This is a genomic window from Streptomyces sp. NPDC004561, assembly GCF_053602155.1.
In genome coordinates this window covers 1-18,352 of the sequence record NZ_JBSGDB010000151.1, presented here as the reverse complement: position 1 = coordinate 18,352, position 18,352 = coordinate 1, and the positions used below count along the sequence as shown (strand labels likewise).

Below are 18,352 nucleotides of genomic sequence, written 5' to 3'. Positions count from 1 at the left end.
CCGGGCGGCAACCGGTCCAGCATGGACACCCCGACGTATGCGTAACCGCTCACGATGACCACCACGGCCATGGCGAACATCTACGCCCTCAGCCGCAGCCAGGACCAGGAGGCCCAGGGCTGGGTCCCCCTCCCACCGCAGGTCGGCCGGGTGCGTACGGCGCCGCTGTGGACGGCCGAGGACAACGGCGTCGCGTACGGACGGCGCGTGCGCCGGCGCTTCACCGAGTGCTACGGGGAACTGGTCGGCGCGATGTGCGCCGCGACCGAGCCCGCCGGTGCCGTGTCCAATGCCGACGGCGCCGCGTCCGCCGCCCTGGCGGACCGTTTCGCCAACGCTCTGTACGGCCTCGCCGAACTCGCCCGCGACGAGGGCGGACTCGTCGGCGCCCTGCGCTCCGACGCCGCGGTACGCACCCTGGAGCACGCCTGCCGCGCCCCCTCGGCGCTGCGCACGGCGCGCGAGGCGCGCGTACCCGACCTGCTCACCGTCACCGCACACCTCGAACGCGCCCTGCGCCCCCTCTCCCTCGACTGGTACGGCGACGACGCCCTCGGCGCGGCCGACCTCTGCCACGCCACCGCCGGCGGCCCAGCCGCCCTCCCCGGGCTGCTCGCCCGGCACTTCTCCGGCGTGCCGCTGCTGGTCACCGAGTACGGCGTGCAGCTCCGCTCGCACTACCTGGCCCTCGGTCCCGGCGCCGCCGCCCCCGCCGTACGCGCCCTGCTCGCCGCCTTCCACGGCCGGCTCGCCGCCGAGGTCTACCGCCGGTCCGAGATCCTCACCCCGGGCAACGCGCACGCCCGCCGCTGGCAGGAGCGGTGCGGCGCCCAGCGGTTCCGGATCCGCACGGTGTACCCCGGCATGGAGGCCGACCACTTCACGGAGGTCGGCGAGTCCCCGGACCGCGCGGACCCGGACACGCTGGTCTGGGTCGGGCGCGTCGAACCCGCCAAGGACCTGGTCTCGCTGCTGCACGCCTTCGCCGAGGTCCGCAAGGAGGAGCCCAAGGTCCGCCTGCGGATCGTCGGCTCGCCCACCGGGCCCGAGGGGGAGGCGTACCTCGGCCACTGCCGGGTGCTCGCCGCGCAGCTCTTCCCGGACGAGGCGGAGGGCGCCCACGACATCGGCGACAACCCCGTCTCCTTCGAGGAGATCGGCGGCCCGGAGGCGCCCACGCTGCCCGACGCGTACGCGGCCGCCGCCGTCGTCGTGCTCTCCAGCGTGGTGGAGGGCTTCCCGATCGGCCTCGTCGAGGCCATGTTCTGCGGCCGGGCCACCGTCTCCACGGACGTCGGCGCGGTCGTGGAGGCCATCGGCGGCACGGGACTCGTCGTGCCCCCGCGCAATCCGCGGGCGCTCGCCGACGCGTGCGTGGCGCTGCTGCGCGACCCCGAGCGCCGTGCGCGCCTCGGCGCCGCCGCGCGCGCCCGCGCGCTCGAGCTGTTCACCGTCGAGCAGAACATCGCGGCATTCCGCGGCATCTACCTGGAGATCGTCTCGCACTGCCCGGTGCGCCGGGTCGTTCTCGACGACGCCGGCGCCCCGTTGCCGTTCGCCACGCCTCCCGAGTCCCACGTCCTGGGCCGCTGGACCGGCCCCACGGCCCGCGTCCTGCCCCGGGGCGTCCCCGGCCGGGTCATGGGCGCACCGGTACGCGCCACGCCGGCGACGGTCAGGGAGGGGGCGTGATGAGCGAAACGACCGCGCCGGGCGGCGCGGACGGGCCGGACACACCCGGGATGCCTCCCGGCGCCGGGGAGTGGGCCGGGGGTTCCGGGGGGTTGGGGGTGACCGAGGCGTATGAGGCCGCCGATGGCTTCGGGGTGGCCGATGCCTGCGATGCCGTGGCCTCTGAAGTGGCCCACGGTTCTCGGGCGTCGATGAGGGAGTCGCACTTGTGGGAGGCGTCGGCCGGCGGGCCGTTCGTGGCGTCCGAGACCTCGATCGGCGGAACGCACACGGCGCCGGGGGGCGGGTCCTGCTCGGCTGAGGCCCCGGCCGGCGGACCGCTCACGATCATTGGCGAACAGACGGCTACTGGCCGAGCTTCCGCGCCAGTTGGCCAAACGCCGACGGCCATCGGCGAGAGATGCACGGCCGTCGGCGAACCGCGTACGGCCACCGGTGAGCCTCGCTCGCCCGAGGCCCCCGCAAGCGGCCCGCACCGGCGGCCGACCTCGGCCGTCACGCCCGGCGGGCACGCCACGCGCACCGGCCGGGCGGAGCCCACGGCCCCTGGGCCGGACAGTGGCCGTAGAGCCGCCCCCCGGCGCGGGGCCGTAGACCCCGTGAAGGCGCTGCTGCACCGGCACCGGGAGCTGTGCGAGCGGGCCGTGGACCCGTTGGAGATCGCCGCCGGGCTGGAGGCGCACGGCATCACCGACCGGACCGCCGCCCGCTTCCGCCACCGCGACGTCTTCTCGCTCGCCGAAGAGCTGTACGCGCGCGTGCCGCGGGGCGCCGAACCCCTCCCGGAGCCCGAGCGGCTGCCCGTGCCCCGCGTCCGCGCCGGCTGGGTCCTGCTCACCCTCCTGCCCGGTGCCCTCGGCGCGGCCACGGTGGCCGGAGTGCGCCTCACCCACGGAGATCCCCGCCTGCTCGTGGCCGTCGGCGGCATCCTCGCCGTCGCCCTCGCCACCCGCGCGGCACTGCGCCACGGGCCCCTCGCCAGTCCGCCCGGCACGCGCGCGTGGCAGACGGTCACCGGCACGGACGCCTGGACCCTCTGGCTCCTCGGGTACGCCCTCTTCGGCGACGGCCTCCTGCACGACGTCCTGACCGGCGGCCCCGACACCCCGCCTACCGGCGCCCCGGACGGCCCCTGGCCCACGGCCGCCGCGCCCGCCCTGGCCCTCGCCCTGGCCTGCGCCCCCGCCGCGTGGTGCGCCCACCTCCTCACCGCGGGCGCCCGCCGCAGGCTCTCCGGCAGCCGGGGCCTGGGGGACTTCACGGCCGCGGCCAAACCGCTGCTGTTCGGCAGCCTCACCCTGTTCCTCGGCACCCTCACCGCACTGCTCCTGCTGTGCGGCTCGGTCCTGCGCGAACCCGCGGCCTACCCGCAGGCCCTCACCCTGGGCGCCCTGCTGCTGCTCGCCCGCCTGCTCACCGTGCACCACCACCGGCGCGCCCCCCTCTACGCGCTCGGCGCCGCGGCGGCCACGGAGGCGCTGGCCGTCGCCCTGGTCCTGACCGGCCGCCTGCCCCACTGCGGCCTCCTGGCGGCGCCCGTCGAGGGCCTCGTGGACGCCTGGGGCGAAGCCGCCGTTCCGGCCCTCGCCTGCGGCATCGCGGCCCTCGCCCTGCTGCTCCACGCCGGCCGCACCCTCACCCGGGCCTCGGCCCACGCGCCCACGGGAGCGCCCGAGTGAACCCACGTCACCGGCCCGCCCGGAGCACCTCGTCCACCGCCCGCAGCGCGCGACCGCACCGGGCGGCGGCCGCAGACGCCCGGCACGCCGACCCAGGCACCAGCACCACCCCCTTGAAGGAGAAGACCAGATGACCACCTCCCGACCCGGAGCGTCCGGAGCCACCGGAACCCCCGGAGCGCCCGCAGCAGCCGCCGGAGCCCCCGCCACGGCCGGCCCCGCCCGCGCGCACACCCCGGGAGCCGCACGATGAGGGTCCTGCTGATCGGAGCCAACGGATACCTCGGCCGCTTCGTCGCCGACCGCCTGCTCGCCGACCCGGCCGTCCAGCTCACCGCGCTCGGCCGCGGCGACGACGCCGACGTCCGCTTCGACCTCGCCACCGGCAGCCCGGGCGCGCTCACCCGCTTCCTCGACGCGGTCCACCCCGGAGTCGTCGTCAACTGCGCGGGCGCCACCCGTGGCGGCGCCCGCGAACTCACCCGGCACAACACCGTCGCCGTCGCCACCGTCTGCGAGGCCCTGCGCCGCAGCGGCTGCGGCGCCCGGCTGGTGCAGATCGGGTGCAGCTCCGAGTACGGCCCGAGCCAGCCCGGCTCGTCCACGGCCGAGGACGCGGTGCCCCGCCCCGGCGGCCCGTACGGCGTCAGCAAGCTCGCCGCCACCGAACTGGTCCTCGGCTCCGGCCTCGACGCCGTGGTGCTGCGCGTCTTCTCGCCCGCCGGACCCGGCACCCCCGCCGGCTCCCCGCTCGGCCGCCTCGCCGAGGCCATGCGCCGCGCCATGCAGTCCGGCGACGGCGAACTCAAGCTCGGCGGGCTCGGAGCCCAGCGGGACTTCGTCGACGTACGCGACGTCGCCCGCGCCGTCCACGCCGCCTCGCTCTCCGCCGCGCAGGGCGTCATCAACATCGGCTCCGGCCGCGCCGTACGCCTCAGGGACGCCGCCACCGTCCTCGCGCGCGTGGCCGGCTACGGCGGCACCCTGCACGAACTCGACTCCCCGCCCGGCCCCCTGCGCAGCGCCATCGGCCACCCCCGCGCCGATTCCGAGCACGCGGGCCCGGTGGCGTACCCGTACCCGGACGGCTGCGGCAGCTGGCAGCAGGCCGACGTGCGCACCGCGCGCGACCGGCTCGGCTGGCGGCCCCGCATCAACCTCGAAGAATCCCTGGCCGACATCTGGATGGAGGCGGCATGCCGCATCTGACCAGCACCACCACCGGCACCACCAGCACCGGCGTCCGTACCGCCCTCGGCGTCCCCGGTTACGCCCACCCGCTCGTCGCGCCCGCCCAGTGGGCCGAGCTCGCCCGCCCCGGCACCCCGCTGGACTGGGTGGTCCTCGACGTGGCCGCCGGACCCGGCACCCGCCCCGACCCGCACTGCCTGGAGGCGGCGGGCCGGCTGCGCGGGGCCGGCGTCCGCGTCCTCGGCCACCTGGACCTCACCCACGGCTTCCGTGCCGTCGGCGACCTGCTCGCCGACGCCCAGCGCCATCTCGACTGGTACCGGGTCGACGGCTTCCTCCTGGACCGCTGCCCCGTCGAGCGCGACGCGCTCCCCGAGGTCCGCCGCGTCATCGCCACGCTCAGGACGATCAGCCACACCGCCCACATCGTGCTCGGCCACGGCAGCCACCCGCACCCGGGCTACGCCGAGAACGCCGACCAGCTGGTGACCTTCTCCGGCTCCTGGTCCGACTACCGCTGGTCGCAGGTCGCCGAGTGGACCGCCGACTACCCGCCCGACCGGTTCTGCCACTTCGTGCACAGCGTGCCCCGCGGCCACCTGGAGGAGGCGCTGCGCATCGCGCGCTGGCAGGGAGCGGCGACGATCTACTTCACGGACCACACCGATCGCCGTGGCCGCGCGGACCCGTGGGAGACCATGCCCGGGTACTGGGACGAAATCGTCTCGCGTATCGGAACGGGTGTCTCGGAATGAAGGAGGCCGTGGCAGTGTTACAGGGAGAACCACTTGTAGTGATCGACCGACCAACGGAGTCCCCGTGTCGCTGCCACCCCTGGTCGAGCCGGCTTCCGAGCTCACCGTAGACGAGGTTCGCAGGTACTCCCGCCACCTGATCATCCCCGATGTGGGCATGGACGGGCAGAAGCGGCTGAAGAACGCCAAGGTGCTGTGTGTGGGCGCCGGTGGCCTGGGCTCGCCGGCCCTGATGTACCTGGCCGCCGCGGGCGTCGGCACCCTCGGCATCGTGGAGTTCGACGAGGTCGACGAGTCGAACCTGCAGCGCCAGATCATCCACAGCCAGTCCGACATCGGCCGCTCCAAGGCCGAGTCCGCGCGTGACAGCGTCAAGGGCATCAACCCGTACGTGGACGTGATCCTTCACGAGGAGCGGCTCGAGGCCGACAACGTGATGGACATCTTCAGCCAGTACGACCTGATCGTCGACGGCACCGACAACTTCGCGACCCGCTACCTGGTCAACGACGCGTGCGTGCTGCTGAACAAGCCGTACGTCTGGGGTTCGATCTACCGCTTCGACGGCCAGGCCTCCGTCTTCTGGTCCGAGCACGGCCCCTGCTACCGCTGCCTCTACCCGGAGCCCCCGCCCCCCGGCATGGTCCCCTCCTGCGCCGAGGGCGGCGTGCTGGGCGTGCTGTGCGCGTCCATCGGCTCCATCCAGGTCAACGAGGCCATCAAGCTCCTCGCGGGCATCGGCGAGCCGCTGGTCGGCCGTCTGATGATCTACGACGCCCTGGAGATGCAGTACCGCCAGGTCAAGGTCCGCAAGGACCCGAACTGCGCGGTCTGCGGCGAGAACCCCACCGTCACCGAGCTCATCGACTACGAGGCCTTCTGCGGCGTCGTCTCCGAGGAGGCCCAGGCGGCGGCCGCCGACTCCACGATCACTCCCAAGCAGCTCAAGGAGTGGATCGACGACGGCGAGAACATCGAGATCATCGACGTCCGCGAGCCGAACGAGTACGAGATCGTCTCCATCCCGGGCGCCAGGCTGATCCCGAAGAACGAGTTCCTCATGGGCAGCGCCCTGGAGAACCTCCCGCAGGACCGGAAGATCGTCCTGCACTGCAAGACGGGTGTCCGCAGTGCGGAAGTCCTCGCCGTCCTGAAGTCCGCGGGCTTCGCCGACGCCGTCCACGTCGGCGGCGGAGTCATCGGCTGGGTCAACCAGATCGAGCCCCACAAGCCGGTCTACTGATCAACGGCCCCGCCCACCAGTGAGCCCGAGGAAGCCCACGGCATCTGACCAGTTCGGATGCCGTGGGCTTCTGCCGTCGCCGGTCGCGCAGGAAACGACTGTGCGGCAGCACTCACTCCTGAACCTTGTCCGGAGCGGTGACTACAGAAGTGTCTTCGGCGATGTCGGTCCAGAAGACACGGACGACTGATCCCTTCGTCCCGAAGCAACTTGGGTGAGGGCTGGGCCCTGGGCGGGCGTCCCTGTCACCTGCGTTGATGGTCCGCAGGCGTCCGTGCTCGTCCATCGCTGCGCGTCGGCGTCGTCACGCAGGGGCCGGCTGCCGTACTCCGCTGCTGTCCGGAGCCCTCTCCTCGCCGCTGCAGCGAGGGCCGCGCCAATCGTGAAGAGCGTCCCCGCACCCACGCCTACGGCTGCTCGTGTGTGCCTAGGAGAGCTGGGCCCGACAGTCTTGGCGATGTTCTGACACGCGGTCTGTTGACGCCGCGCTCCACCCGGCGTTGGATCTTCCCTGCCCGTGCGGGTGTACGGGTAGAGAGCTGGGACGATGACCGAGGACGCCAGACCCGGGCTGATAAGGGTGGTGTACTTCCAGCAGGCGTGCGCATCGATGATGGTCGGCGGCGCGGTGCTGTCCGAAGGGCTGCTGCTGGTCTTGATCGGTACGGCTCGCCGGCTGGAGACCCTCCTGGTGGGATCAGTTGCGGTGGCTCTTGTGTCCCTGGTGCTTCTGCCGCTGCGCTTCCGCCTGCCCGCCCGCCTTCGCCGCACGTACGAGCATGCCGCGCGGATCGACAGCGCCGAACAACAACCGCACACCGGCGAGGACGCGGCGCAGCGGCTGTCGCTACGGCGCACGGCCGGATTCGTGGGTGTCGCGGTCTGCTGGATGATGCTCATCGGCCTGGCATCGCATCAGCTGATGCCGCCCGTCATGCTGGTTCCGGTGGCCGTGGCCCAGTGGGCGCAGTCCCGGGCGACCGCGGAATGGGAGCGGGTGAACGGGGCAGACCTGTGGCAGACCGTGCCAGGGCTGCTGGGCGCCCGAGGACCGGTGTTCCGTGTGCCGGCAGAGCGCGGTATCTGAAGCCACGGCCTCAGCCACAGCCCCGGCTCGGAAGAGCGCGTACACGGGCCTATGCTGACCTGGCAAAGCGCTGGCCTGCGGAAACGTCCCGCGCTGCCGTGCAGGAGTTCAGCCGGGGTAGGGCTCGTTCCGGTCGGCCGAACCGTGCTCGATCCACATGCGCATCGACGGGTGGATGCTCAACTCGTCCAGCCTGCCCGGGTCCACGAACGCGACTTCCTTGCCCTCACTGCTCGTCCGCAGCCGGCCGCCGATGATGCGGGCGTGGAAGCAGATGGAGAACTGCTGGCGAACCTCGCCGTCGTCGTACGCCATGACGTGCCCGGGATGCGTGTAGATCCCGACCAGGCCGGTCACCTCCACGTCGAACCCGGTCTCTTCCTTCGTCTCGCGTACAGCCGCGTCGGGGGCTGACTCGCCCAGGTCGATGCCGCCTCCGGGCAGGGCCCACAGGTCGTTGTCGGTCCTGTGGATCAGAAGCGCACCCGCGAGGCGGTGGATCGAGTCTTCGTATGCGCCCCGGACGCCGGTGACGGCCCCACGACGGCCCAGGGGGCGTGACGGTACGGAAAAGCAGCAGGTCACGCGGCAGATTGCCTGACTCGCCGGTCTACTGATCCGGTGATCAGGAGCAGACGGTGCCGGCCGGCGGCACCTTTCCGTCCAGTAGATAGCCGTTCACGGCGCTCTGCACGCACATGTTCTTGCTGTCGTACGCGCCGTGCCCCTGGCCCTTGTACGTCAGCTCCACGGCGACGCCCTTGCCGAGCGCGTCCACCATCTTCTTCGCGCCCTCGTACGGGGTGGCCGGGTCGCCGGTGTTGCCGACGACGAGGATGGGCGCCGACCCGGGCGCGCTGACGTCGGGGTGGTCGGCGGCACCCGGCACGGCCCAGTTGGTGCAGCTGACCATGCCCCAGGCCAGGAAGTCCCCGAACAGCGGTGAGGCGGCGTGGAACTCGGGCAGCTTCTGCTGCACGAAGTCGGTCGTGTACCGCGGCTTCTCGTCGGCGCAGTTGATCGCCACGTTCGCCGCGGTGATGTTGCTGTACCGGCCGTCCTCGGTGCGGCCGTTCATCGAGTCGGACAGCAGCATGAGGACCCTGCCGTCGCCGTCGTACGCCTGCTCCAGGCCCTCGGTGAGGTACTCCCAGAAATCCTTGGAGTACAGGGACTGCGCGATGCCGTTGGTCGCGGCGGTCTGGGTGAGCTGGCGCGGGAAGATGCCGGGGATCGGCTTCTTCTCCAGGTCGTTCAGCAGTGTTGCGATGCGGTTCTTGACGTCCTCCGGGGTGTTCCCGATCGGGCACTCCGTCTGCTTCGACGTGCAGTCCTCGGCGAAGTTGTCGAGCGCGAGCTGGAAGCCCTTGGCCTGTCCGAGCGCGCTCTGCTCGGGGTTCTGCGTCGGGTCGACGACGGCGTCGAAGACGGCCCGGCCGACGTTCTTGGGGAACAGGTGGGCGTAGACGCCGCCGAGTTCGGTGCCGTAGGAGATGCCGAAGTAGTGCAGCTTGGCGTCGCCCAGGACCTGGCGCATCAGGTCCATGTCGCGGGCCGCGTCGGTGGTGCGCACCTGCGGCAGGACCTTCTTGGAGTTCCTCTCGCAGGCGGCGTTGAACTGCTTGGTGCGATCGATGAGTTGGGCGCGCTCGGCGGCGTTGTCGGGCGTGGCGTCCTGCTGGAAGTACGAGTCGAGCTGGGCGTCGTTCTTGCACTCGACCGGTGCGCTGCGGCCGACCCCGCGCGGGTCGAAGCTGACGAGGTCGTAGCGGGTGCGCAGGGCCGCGTAGTCGTCACCGAACGCGGGCAGCGTGGTGACGCCGCTGCCGCCGGGCCCGCCGAAGTTGAACACGAGCGAGCCGATCCGCTTGCTCGCGGGTCCACTGGCCTTGGCGCGGATCAGCGCGATGCCGATCGTGTCCCCCTTGGGCTTGCTCCAGTCCAGGGGGGCCTGCATGGTGGCGCACTGCCACTTGGCGCCGTTCGGCAGCGGGGAGGGGACACCGCCGCCGCCCTCCGCCTCGGACGGGGCGGGGCAGTCCTTCCAGTCCAGCTTCTGCGCCGTGAGGTCCCCGTCCCTGGCGTCGTCGCCGCACCCGGCCAGCAGCGCGGCCAGCAGCACGGCGGTCGTGGTGAGGGCGGCGGCACGCAGCCTGGAGGGATTGGCCATGGTTCCATCCTGGGCCCGCGCACGCCGGCCCGCGCGGGGCACGGGCCGTACGAGGTATGCGGCCGGCCGCTGCTACAGGGCGCCCTTGCGGCTCAGGTGGTTGAAGGCCAGCCAGCCCGGCAGCACGGGCAGCCACAGCGTCAGCAGCCGGTACAGCAGGACGGCCGGGGCGGCGACCTCCTTGGGCAGTCCGACGGCGATCAGACCGACCGTCAGCGTCGCCTCGACCGCGCCGACGCCGCCCGGGGTGGGCGCCGCGGACCCGAGCGCGTTGCCGGCGAGGAAGACGACGGCGACGCTGGCGATGCTCAGCGAGGTCGAGCCGTCGCCGAACGCCCGGACGGAGGCGTCCAGGCACATCACGAAGCAGAACGTCAGCAGCAGGATGCCGCCGATGCCGGTGACGAGCTTCTGCGGCCGCTGCAGCACGTCGAGGATGCGGGGCACGACGCCGGCGAACAGCGACCTCACGCGCGTGACGACGAATTTCCGCAGGAACGGCACGGAGGTCACGACGAGCACCAGCACCGCCACCGTCAGCAGACCGGCGATGACCGTGCGGGACGGCGACAGCGACGGGGTCTTCTCGGTGCCGGTGAGATAGCCGAAGGACAGCAGCATCAGGATGTGGCAGCCGAGCCCGGCCAGCTGCGACGCGCCCACGCTCGCCACGGCGAGCCCCGGACGCACCCCCGCGCGCTGCAGATACCGCGTGTTGAGGGCCACACCGCCGACCGCGGCGGGTGCCACGATCTTCACGAACGAGCCGGCCACCTGCGCGGCCACACCCCGCAGGAACGGCACCCGCTCCGGCACGAACCCCAGGAGCTGCATCGCCGCCGCGACGTAGCTGAGCGCCGAGAACGCCACGGCCGCCGCGACCCAGCCCCACTGGGCGTTGGCGATCAGCGGACCGAACTCGATGTGCGTGAGCTGTGTCAGCAGGAAGTACGCGCCGATGGCACCGGCGATGAAACTGATCAGGGTGCGCGGCCGCACCCGCTCCAGCCGGGCCGGCTCCACCGGCGCCTGCGGCCTGATGCGCAGCACCTCGTGGCGGATCTGGGTGAGCAGATCCTCCTCGCGCGCTTCCTCCAGCGCCTCGTCAAGGGCCCTCTTCTCGGCCCGCGCCTGCGCTCGTACGGCCTTCTTGTCGGTCCTTTCGAGGACGTCCGTGCCGTGCTCCCCGGCTTCCCCCAGAGGGGCCTGCTTGGTCTGCCGGGTGGCCTCCAGGACCGCGTCGCGCTCGCGCTGGGCCCGCTCCCGGGCCAGTCTGCGCAGCGTCGCGCGCGTGGAGCGCGTCAGGGCGATCGGCTGGAGCAGCGGCAGGCAGTCGGCGACCGCGTCGGGCCCGAGGACCCGGACCGCCGAGGCCACCGCCCGCTCGGCGCCCACCCGCAGGGCGAGCGTGGTGACCAGCTGGGCCACGTCCAGGCGCAGCAGTACGTCACCGGCCGCGATCTCGCCGCCACGCAGCTCGGCGAGGATCACCTTGCCGGAACGATCCACCAGGATCGCCTCGCCGGCCAGCCTGCGGTGCGCGATGCGCCGCGACTGCAGTGCGCGCACCTGGTGCCAGGTGTTGCGCAGCAGCTCGTCGGTGATCTCCTCGTCGGCCAGCGAGTCCAGGGTGCGCCCGCCGGTGTGCTCGTAGACGAGTATCACCGCGTCCGGGCCGAGTTCCGAGGTGGCGATCAGCTTGGGCGCGTTGGCGCCCGCCGCGATCGCCGCGTACGCCAGCAGAGCCTCCTGCTCCAGCGCCTGGCGCAGCGACTGGAGGCTGGAGCGGGTGGCGAAGCCGCGCAGGGTCAGATTGCGCCAGGCCCGGTAGAAGAAGCCCTGCGCCTGCTGCTCCCGGTCGACGACCGTGACGTCCAGCGGCGGGCCGTCCTCCAGGGTGACGAAGTAGCGCCGCCCGCGGTCGCCGTTCTCCTCGGACACGTCCTCGCGGGCCGCGCTGACCGGGTGGAAGCCGACGTGCCTGAGGCCCGCCATCAGGGTCTGGCCGGTGGGGCGGACGTTGGGGGAGCCGACGGCGTAGAGGGTGCCGTAGGCGATCGTCCAGCCGATCAGCACCGTCAGGATGATCGAGAAGGGGGTCGTGTAGCCGGTGACCAGCATGGAGAACGCGTCCAGCAGCAGCACGATCCACAGCACCGCGCGCCATCTTGGTCTGCGGGACATGCCGACGGCCGTCATGTAGGCGATGACGGGTGCCAGATAGCCGTGCACCGGGTCGGTCAGCGCGTGCAGGTCGCCCGGCGAGGGCTGGGTGAGCGCCTCCTGGATCGAGCCCGGGGCGGCCCGCGCGACCCACAGGTCGGTGGCGAGCGTCACTCCGTGGGCGAGGACGGCCGCGAGGACGCCGTCGGCGATGCGCAGCCCGTCCCGTTTGATCAGCCGTTCGATCGCGAAGGCGACCGGGACGAGGAGGATTGCGATGCTGGACGCCAGCCCCGCGAACCTGATCAGCAGGTCGGGCGCCTGCCCGGTGCCCTTGTTGATGTCCTGTTCGAGACCCGAGGTGGTGCCGTGCGCGAACGCGGCGACCGCGAGCAGTACCACGATGGCGAGCAGGCCCACCAGGAGCCGCATGAGGTCGGAGGGGCGGTGCACGCGCGCGGGGAGCAGCGGTTCGTCGCCCTCCACTTCCTCCGCGTGCGGGTCGTCGGCGTCGGCACTCAGGTCGGCCGGCGGATTCTGCGGGATGTGCGCCCCCTCGGCCGCGGTGTCGTCCTCACGCGCGCGTGTGCCGTGCGTCTCGGTCTCATGGGCTTCCGTGCCGCCCTCGCGCGCACGCGCGCCGTCCGCCCCGTGAGCGCCGGCCTCGTCCCCCTGCGCGCGTGGGCCGTGGTCCGCGGGCGGACCGGTGTCCGCCCGGTGTGTATCGGTGTCCCCGTTCCCCGGGCGGGGAGCGCCGGGGCGCACGGCGGTGTCAGGGCTGGCCGCCCCGCCCTCGGGGTGCACGCCCTGCTGCTTCATGATCTCTTCTTGGTCTCGTATCACCAGTCACCGCCCGCACGATGGTGGCATGCCCGACGGACACGCGCGGGCATCAGGGTGCGGATGCGCGGGCGCACAGTCTGCCGGAAGTGCCGCCCGGGGGCGAGAGGGCCGCTGTGTGCGCTCCACGCCGCGATGTCGGCGGGGTGCGGCAGGATGGGGCGAATGAGCGACCAGAGCCCTGCCGAGGACACCCGGGAGGCATTCCCCGACGCCCTGCCGGAGTACGCCGAGCGGGTCCTTCAGGTAGCCGAGCTTATTCCGCCGGGACGGGTCATGACGTACGGCGACGTGGCCGAGTTCCTGGAGGAGGGAGGCCCGCGCCAGGTCGGCCGTGTGATGTCCCTCTACGGCGGCGCCGTCCCGTGGTGGCGCGTCGTACGGGCCGACGGCGTGCTGCTGCCGGGCCACGAGCTGGGCGCGCTCGGGCACTACCGCGCCGAGGGCACGCCGCTGAAGGAGGCGGGCAGGAGCGCCGAGGGCCACCTGCCGCGGCTCGACATGCGGCGGGCCCGATGGGACGGCGACACGGGCGCGGAGGGTCACACCTGACAGCTTCCGCCATCGGATGCCACCGGGGAGGGCCTGTAGTCCGTACGGGGGACACGGGGGACGTCCGTGGCATGACGTACGTTCGTGAGACGAGAGACCCGCGTGGCCGGAGTGTCGTGAGGGAAGAAGCGGAAGCCCTGCTTCCGACCGGAGCGGCGGCGTAGCGTCGTCGGCACGCGTCTCCCTCACCCCGCGGTCACCGTCTCGCACGCGTGACCGCCCGACCGCCAGCACGACCACCAGGACCGGCCAACCACGTGAGCTCCTCCTCCTCCACCAGGCGACTGCCGCACCCCCAGGTGCGACAGGGGAGCCGTGGCGCTTACCGACTGGTCCGTACCCGCCCGGCGCGACCCGACCCCCCTCCACTGGACGCGGCTCAGCGCGCCGTGGTTGACCACCGGTCCGGACCGCTCCTCGTCCTGGCGGGTCCCGGCACCGGCAAGACCACCACCCTGGTCGAGTCCGTGGCGGCCAGGATCGCCCGGGGCGGTGACCCGGAGCGGATCCTCGTGCTGACGTTCAGCCGCAAGGCCGCCGTCGACCTGCGCGACCGCATGGCCCTGCGCATCGGCGCGGCCCGTGCCCCCCGGGCGACCACGTTCCACTCGTACTGCTACGCGCTGGTGCGCGCCCACCAGGACAGTGGCCTGTTCGCGGAGCCGCTGCGCCTCCTCTCCGGCCCCGAGCAGGACGTCACGGTCCGTGAGCTGCTCGCCGGTCAGCCCGAGCTGGAGCGGCTCGGGCTGACCCATGTGCGCTGGCCGGACGAACTGCGCGCCTGCCTGACCACACGCGGCTTCGCCGACGAGGTGCGTGCCGTCCTCGCCCGCAGCCGCGAGCTGGGCCTCGGCCCCGGCGCGCTGGACGCCTTCGCCCACCGGATCGGCCGCCCCGACTGGCGGGCGGCCGCCGCCTTCCTCGCCGAGTACCTCGACGTGCTCGACCTGCAGGGTGTGATCGACTACGCGGAACTGGTCCACCGCGCCGTCCTGCTCGCCCAGCGGCCCGAGGCCGCGGCACAGCTCGCCGCCCGCTACGACGCCGTGTACGTCGACGAGTACCAGGACACCGACCCCGCCCAGGTGCGGCTCCTGGACGCCCTGGCCGGCGGCGGACGCACCCTGGTCGCCCTCGGCGACCCCGACCAGTCGATCTACACCTTCCGGGGCGCCGACGTGAACGGCATCCTCGACTTCCCCGCGGCCTTCGCGCGCGCGGACGGCCGGCCCGCCCCCGTCGAGGTGCTGCGCACCTCCCGCCGCTCCGGCGCCGACCTGCTGGCGGCGACCCGCATGGTCACCCGGCGCATGCCGCTGCCCCGGCTGCCCGCCGACAAGGTCCGCGCCCACCGCGAGCCGGCCGCCGTACGCGACGGGGGACGCGTAGAGGCCCACACGTACCCCACCGCCGGCACGGAACTGGACAACGTCGCGGACATCCTGCGCCGCGCACACCTGGAGGACGGCGTCCCCTGGGGCGAGATGGCCGTCCTGGTACGCGCCGGATCCCGCCTGCCGACCCTGCGCCGCGCCCTCACCGCGGCCGGCGTCCCGCTGGACATCGACGGCGACGACCTGCCCCTGCGGCACGAGCCGGCGGTGGCGCCCCTGCTGACGGCCCTGCGGGCGGTGGCCGCGGCGGAGGCCCGGCGTCACGACAACGCGGCTGCACAGGACCAGCGCCCCGAGGAGGAGGCATCGGACGAGCAGACCGCTCAGTCGTGCTGGCTCGACACCGAGACCGCCCTCACCCTGCTCGCCTCCCCCCTCGCCGGCATGGACACCGCCGATCTGCGGCGCCTCGGGCGCGCCCTGCGCGAGGAGGAGCGGGCCGCCGGAAATCCGCTGCCGCCGCCCTCCGACGAGCTGCTCGCACAGGCGCTCGCCGAGCCCGAGCGGCTGGCCGTGCACGACCCGGCGTACGCGCGCGGCGCCCAGCGCCTCGGCGCGCTGCTCCGTACGGCCCGTGAACGCCTCGCGGGCGGCGGTACCGCCGAAGAGGCGCTCTGGGACCTGTGGGAGGGCACGCCCTGGCCGGGGCGCCTGGAGCGGGGCGCGCGGCGCGGCGGCGCGGCCGGCCGCAACGCCGACCGCGACCTGGACGCCGTGTGCGCGCTGTTCGCGACCGCAGCGCGCGCCGAGGAGCGCATCGGGGGCCGCGGCGCGCTGAACTTCCTGGAGCAGATCGAGGCCGAGGACATCGCCGCCGACACGCTCACCCGCCGCGCGGTACGCCCCGACGCCGTACGCCTGATGACCGCGCACCGCGCCAAGGGGCTGGAGTGGCGGCTGGTCGTCGTCGCTGGCGTCCAGGAAGGCCTGTGGCCCGACCTGCGCCGCCGCGGCTCGCTGCTGGAGGCCGACCGCATCGGCCGGGACGGACTCGCCGAACCGCTCACCCCGGGCGCGCTGCTCGCCGAGGAGCGCCGCCTGTTCTACGTCGCCGCCACGCGCGCGCGTGAACGCCTCGTCGTGACCGCCGTGAAGGCACCCGCCGACGACGGCGACCAGCCCTCCCGGTTCCTGACCGAACTGGGCGTCGAACCGAAGGACGTCACCGGCCGCCCCCGCCGCCCGCTGTCCGTGGCCGCGCTCGTCGCCGAACTGCGCGCCACCACCGTCGATCCGCGCGGGTCCGCCGCCCTGCGCGAGGCCGCCGCCCGCCGGCTCGCCCGGCTCGCCGCGCTCGCCGACGAGGACGGCCGCCCCCTGGTGCCGTCCGCGCACCCCTACCGCTGGTGGGGCATGTTCGAGCCGACCGAGAGCAAGGTGCCGCTGCGCCACCGCGACCAGCCCGTCGTGCTCTCCGGCAGCGCCCTCGACCAGCTCGCCAACACCTGCGCGCTCCAGTGGTTCCTCGGCCGCGAGGTGAAGGCCGACGCGCCCGCCACCGCCGCACAGGGCTTCGGCAACGTCGTCCACGTCCTCGCCGACGAGGTCGCCTCCGGCCGCACCCCGGCCGACCTCGACGTCCTGATGGAACGCCTGGACTCGGTGTGGAACGCCCTCGCCTTCGACGCGCCCTGGAAGTCCCGGCAGGAGAAGGACAACGCGCGCGTGGCGCTCGAACGCTTCCTGAACTGGCACGTGCTGGACCGCGTCGGGCGCACCCCCGTCGCCAGCGAGCAGGACTTCGACGTCACCCTGGAGGCGGGCGACTACCAGGTCCGCATCCGCGGCCAGATGGACCGCGTCGAGACGGACGCCGAGGGCCGCGCCTACGTCGTCGACTTCAAGACCGGCAAACAGGCGCCCAGCACGGCGGAGGTGGCCCGCCACCCCCAGCTCGCGGTCTACCAGCTCGCCGTCCAGCAGGGCGCCGTCGACACGGCCTTCGACGACGCCCACCCCGAACCGGGCGGCGCCGAACTGGTGCACCTCAGACAGGCCGCCGCCAAACGCGACGGCGGCGACGCCCTGCCCAAGGTGCAGACCCAGGAACCGCTGGCCGGGGAGTGGGTCGGCGAGCTGCTGGCCACCGCCGCCGGGAAGGTCCTCGACGAGCGTTTCGCACCGAGCACCGGCCAGCACTGCACGCACTGCGCGTTCCGCGCCTCGTGCAGCGCACGGCCCGAGGGACGGCACGTGGTGGAGTGACCCACGCGCCGCCCGCACACCGGAGTGACCCATGCGCCCCCGCACACCGGAGTGACGCACGGCACCACCCGCACTGACCTGCGTGTCTTCGGTCCCGGAAGGCCGCCGTGTCCTCGACTGTCAGTGCCCGCCGCTAGCCTCTTTCGACATGTCCGCCCGTATCACCGACCCCGAGCAGCTCAAGGAGCTCCTCGGCATCCCGTTCACCCCGGAGCAGACGGCCTGCATCACCGCGCCGCCCGCCCCGCAGGTGATCGTGGCCGGAGCCGGATCGGGCAAGACCACCGTGATGGCCGCCCGCGTGGTCTGGCTGGTCGGCACCGGGCAGGTCGCCCCCGAACAGGTCCTCGGCCTCACCTTCACCAACAAGGCCGCCGGCGAGCTGGCCGAACGCGTCCGCAAGGCCCTGATCAAGGCCGGCGTCACCGACCCCGACGCCATCGACCCGGACAACCCTCCGGGAGAGCCGGTCATCTCCACGTACCACGCCTTCGCCGGCCGGCTGCTGACCGACCACGGCCTGCGCATCGGCCTGGAGCCCGCCTCCCGCCTCCTGGCCGACGCCACCCGCTACCAGCTCGCCGCACGCGTCCTGCGCGAGGCGCCCGGCCCCTACCCGGCCCTGACCCGCTCCTTCGCCGACCTGGTCAGCGACCTGCTCACCCTCGACTCCGAACTCGCCGAACACCTCGTCGACCCCGAGGACCTGCGCGCCTGGGACGCGGACCTGCTGGACACCCTCCACGGCGCCAAGCTCACCAACGCCGACCTGCGCAAGGTCCCCGAGACCGCCGCCGCCCGCCGGGAACTCGCCGACCTCGTCCAGCGCTACCGGGCCGCCAAGCGCGCACGCGACCTGCTCGACTTCGGCGACCAGATCGCCCTGTCCGCGCGCCTCGCCGCCGTCCCCGAGGTCGGCCGCCTGCTCCGCGAGGAGTTCCGGGTGGTGCTGCTGGACGAGTACCAGGACACCTCCGTCGCCCAGCGCGTCCTGCTCGCCGGCCTCTTCGGCGGCGGCACGGGCCACCCGGTGACCGCCGTGGGCGACCCCTGCCAGGCCATCTACGGCTGGCGCGGCGCCTCCGTCGCCAACCTGGACGACTTCCCCCGGCACTTCGCGCACGCCGACGGCCGCCCCGCCACCCGGCAGGCGCTCAGCGAGAACCGCCGCAGCGGCGGCCGCCTCCTCGACCTCGCCAACGGCCTCGCCGCACCGCTGCGCGCCATGCACGCGGGCGTGGAAGCCCTCCGCCCGGCCCCCGGCGCCGAACGCGACGGCACGGTCCGCTCCAACCTCATGGTGTGGCCCACGCTCGGCACCGCGCCGCCGCGTCTGTGGCTCATCGACCACGGCGCCGCGCTCGTCTTCCACCACCGCTGG

At 73.4% G+C, this 18,352-nt stretch carries 12 protein-coding genes; 9 read left to right on the top strand and 3 right to left on the bottom strand.

Going from position 1 to position 18,352, the window contains the following annotated elements; genetic code table 11:
• Nucleotides 1-54 precede the first annotated feature (54 nt).
• The 6 genes from ACWEN3_RS20830 to ACWEN3_RS20805 all read left to right on the top strand — a co-directional run bounded on the left by ACWEN3_RS20830 (nt 55) and on the right by ACWEN3_RS20805 (nt 7,647).
• Nucleotides 55-1,692, top strand: coding sequence for a glycosyltransferase (locus ACWEN3_RS20830; protein ID WP_452972935.1), 1,638 nt, complete (start codon nt 55-57; stop codon nt 1,690-1,692).
• Nucleotides 1,693-2,291: 599 nt separating this feature from the next.
• Nucleotides 2,292-3,371 carry a hypothetical protein gene (locus tag ACWEN3_RS20825; protein WP_452972932.1) on the top strand — a complete coding sequence of 360 codons (1,080 nt, stop codon included), beginning with the start codon at nt 2,292-2,294 and terminating at the stop codon, nt 3,369-3,371.
• A gap of 249 nt (nt 3,372-3,620) precedes the next feature.
• Nucleotides 3,621-4,580: an NAD-dependent epimerase/dehydratase family protein gene (locus ACWEN3_RS20820; protein WP_452972930.1), complete on the top strand. Its 960-nt coding sequence runs from the start codon at nt 3,621-3,623 to the stop codon at nt 4,578-4,580.
• Nucleotides 4,568-5,317, top strand: coding sequence for a spherulation-specific family 4 protein (locus tag ACWEN3_RS20815; protein WP_452972927.1), 750 nt, complete (start codon nt 4,568-4,570; stop codon nt 5,315-5,317). The genes ACWEN3_RS20820 and ACWEN3_RS20815 overlap by 13 nt, the downstream gene beginning before the upstream one ends.
• A 64-nt stretch (nt 5,318-5,381) precedes the next feature.
• A complete protein-coding gene (gene moeZ, locus ACWEN3_RS20810; RefSeq protein ID WP_452972924.1) occupies nt 5,382-6,560 on the top strand; it encodes an adenylyltransferase/sulfurtransferase MoeZ in 1,179 nt (392 codons plus the stop codon).
• A gap of 547 nt (nt 6,561-7,107) precedes the next feature.
• Nucleotides 7,108-7,647, top strand: a complete 540-nt coding sequence (locus tag ACWEN3_RS20805) for a hypothetical protein (RefSeq protein WP_452972922.1) — start codon at nt 7,108-7,110, stop codon at nt 7,645-7,647.
• A gap of 108 nt (nt 7,648-7,755) precedes the next feature.
• On the opposite strand, the gene ACWEN3_RS20800 is transcribed toward ACWEN3_RS20805, so the two are convergent.
• The 3 genes from ACWEN3_RS20800 to ACWEN3_RS20790 all read right to left on the bottom strand — a co-directional run bounded on the left by ACWEN3_RS20800 (nt 7,756) and on the right by ACWEN3_RS20790 (nt 12,799).
• On the bottom strand, nt 7,756-8,148 hold the full coding sequence (locus tag ACWEN3_RS20800; RefSeq protein WP_452972937.1) for an NUDIX hydrolase: 393 nt from the start codon (nt 8,146-8,148) through the stop codon (nt 7,756-7,758).
• A gap of 124 nt (nt 8,149-8,272) precedes the next feature.
• On the bottom strand, nt 8,273-9,817 hold the full coding sequence (locus ACWEN3_RS20795; protein ID WP_452972920.1) for an alpha/beta hydrolase: 1,545 nt from the start codon (nt 9,815-9,817) through the stop codon (nt 8,273-8,275).
• A 72-nt stretch (nt 9,818-9,889) separates the two neighbouring features.
• Nucleotides 9,890-12,799, bottom strand: a complete 2,910-nt coding sequence (locus ACWEN3_RS20790; protein WP_452972918.1) for a lysylphosphatidylglycerol synthase domain-containing protein — start codon at nt 12,797-12,799, stop codon at nt 9,890-9,892.
• A 186-nt stretch (nt 12,800-12,985) separates the two neighbouring features.
• Between ACWEN3_RS20790 and ACWEN3_RS20785 the strand changes: the two genes are divergently transcribed.
• The 3 genes from ACWEN3_RS20785 to ACWEN3_RS20775 form a co-directional block, all read left to right on the top strand.
• The gene (locus ACWEN3_RS20785; protein WP_452972915.1) at nt 12,986-13,372 is read left to right on the top strand and encodes an MGMT family protein; all 387 of its coding nucleotides are present in this window, start codon (nt 12,986-12,988) and stop codon (nt 13,370-13,372) included.
• 257 nt (nt 13,373-13,629) lie between these two features.
• Entirely contained in the window at nt 13,630-16,971 is a 3,342-nt protein-coding gene (locus ACWEN3_RS20780; RefSeq protein ID WP_452972913.1) for an ATP-dependent helicase, read from the top strand.
• 148 nt (nt 16,972-17,119) lie between these two features.
• Nucleotides 17,120-18,352 (top strand): ATP-dependent helicase (locus tag ACWEN3_RS20775; RefSeq protein ID WP_452972910.1); only part of this gene is annotated, 1,233 nt, incomplete at its 3' end.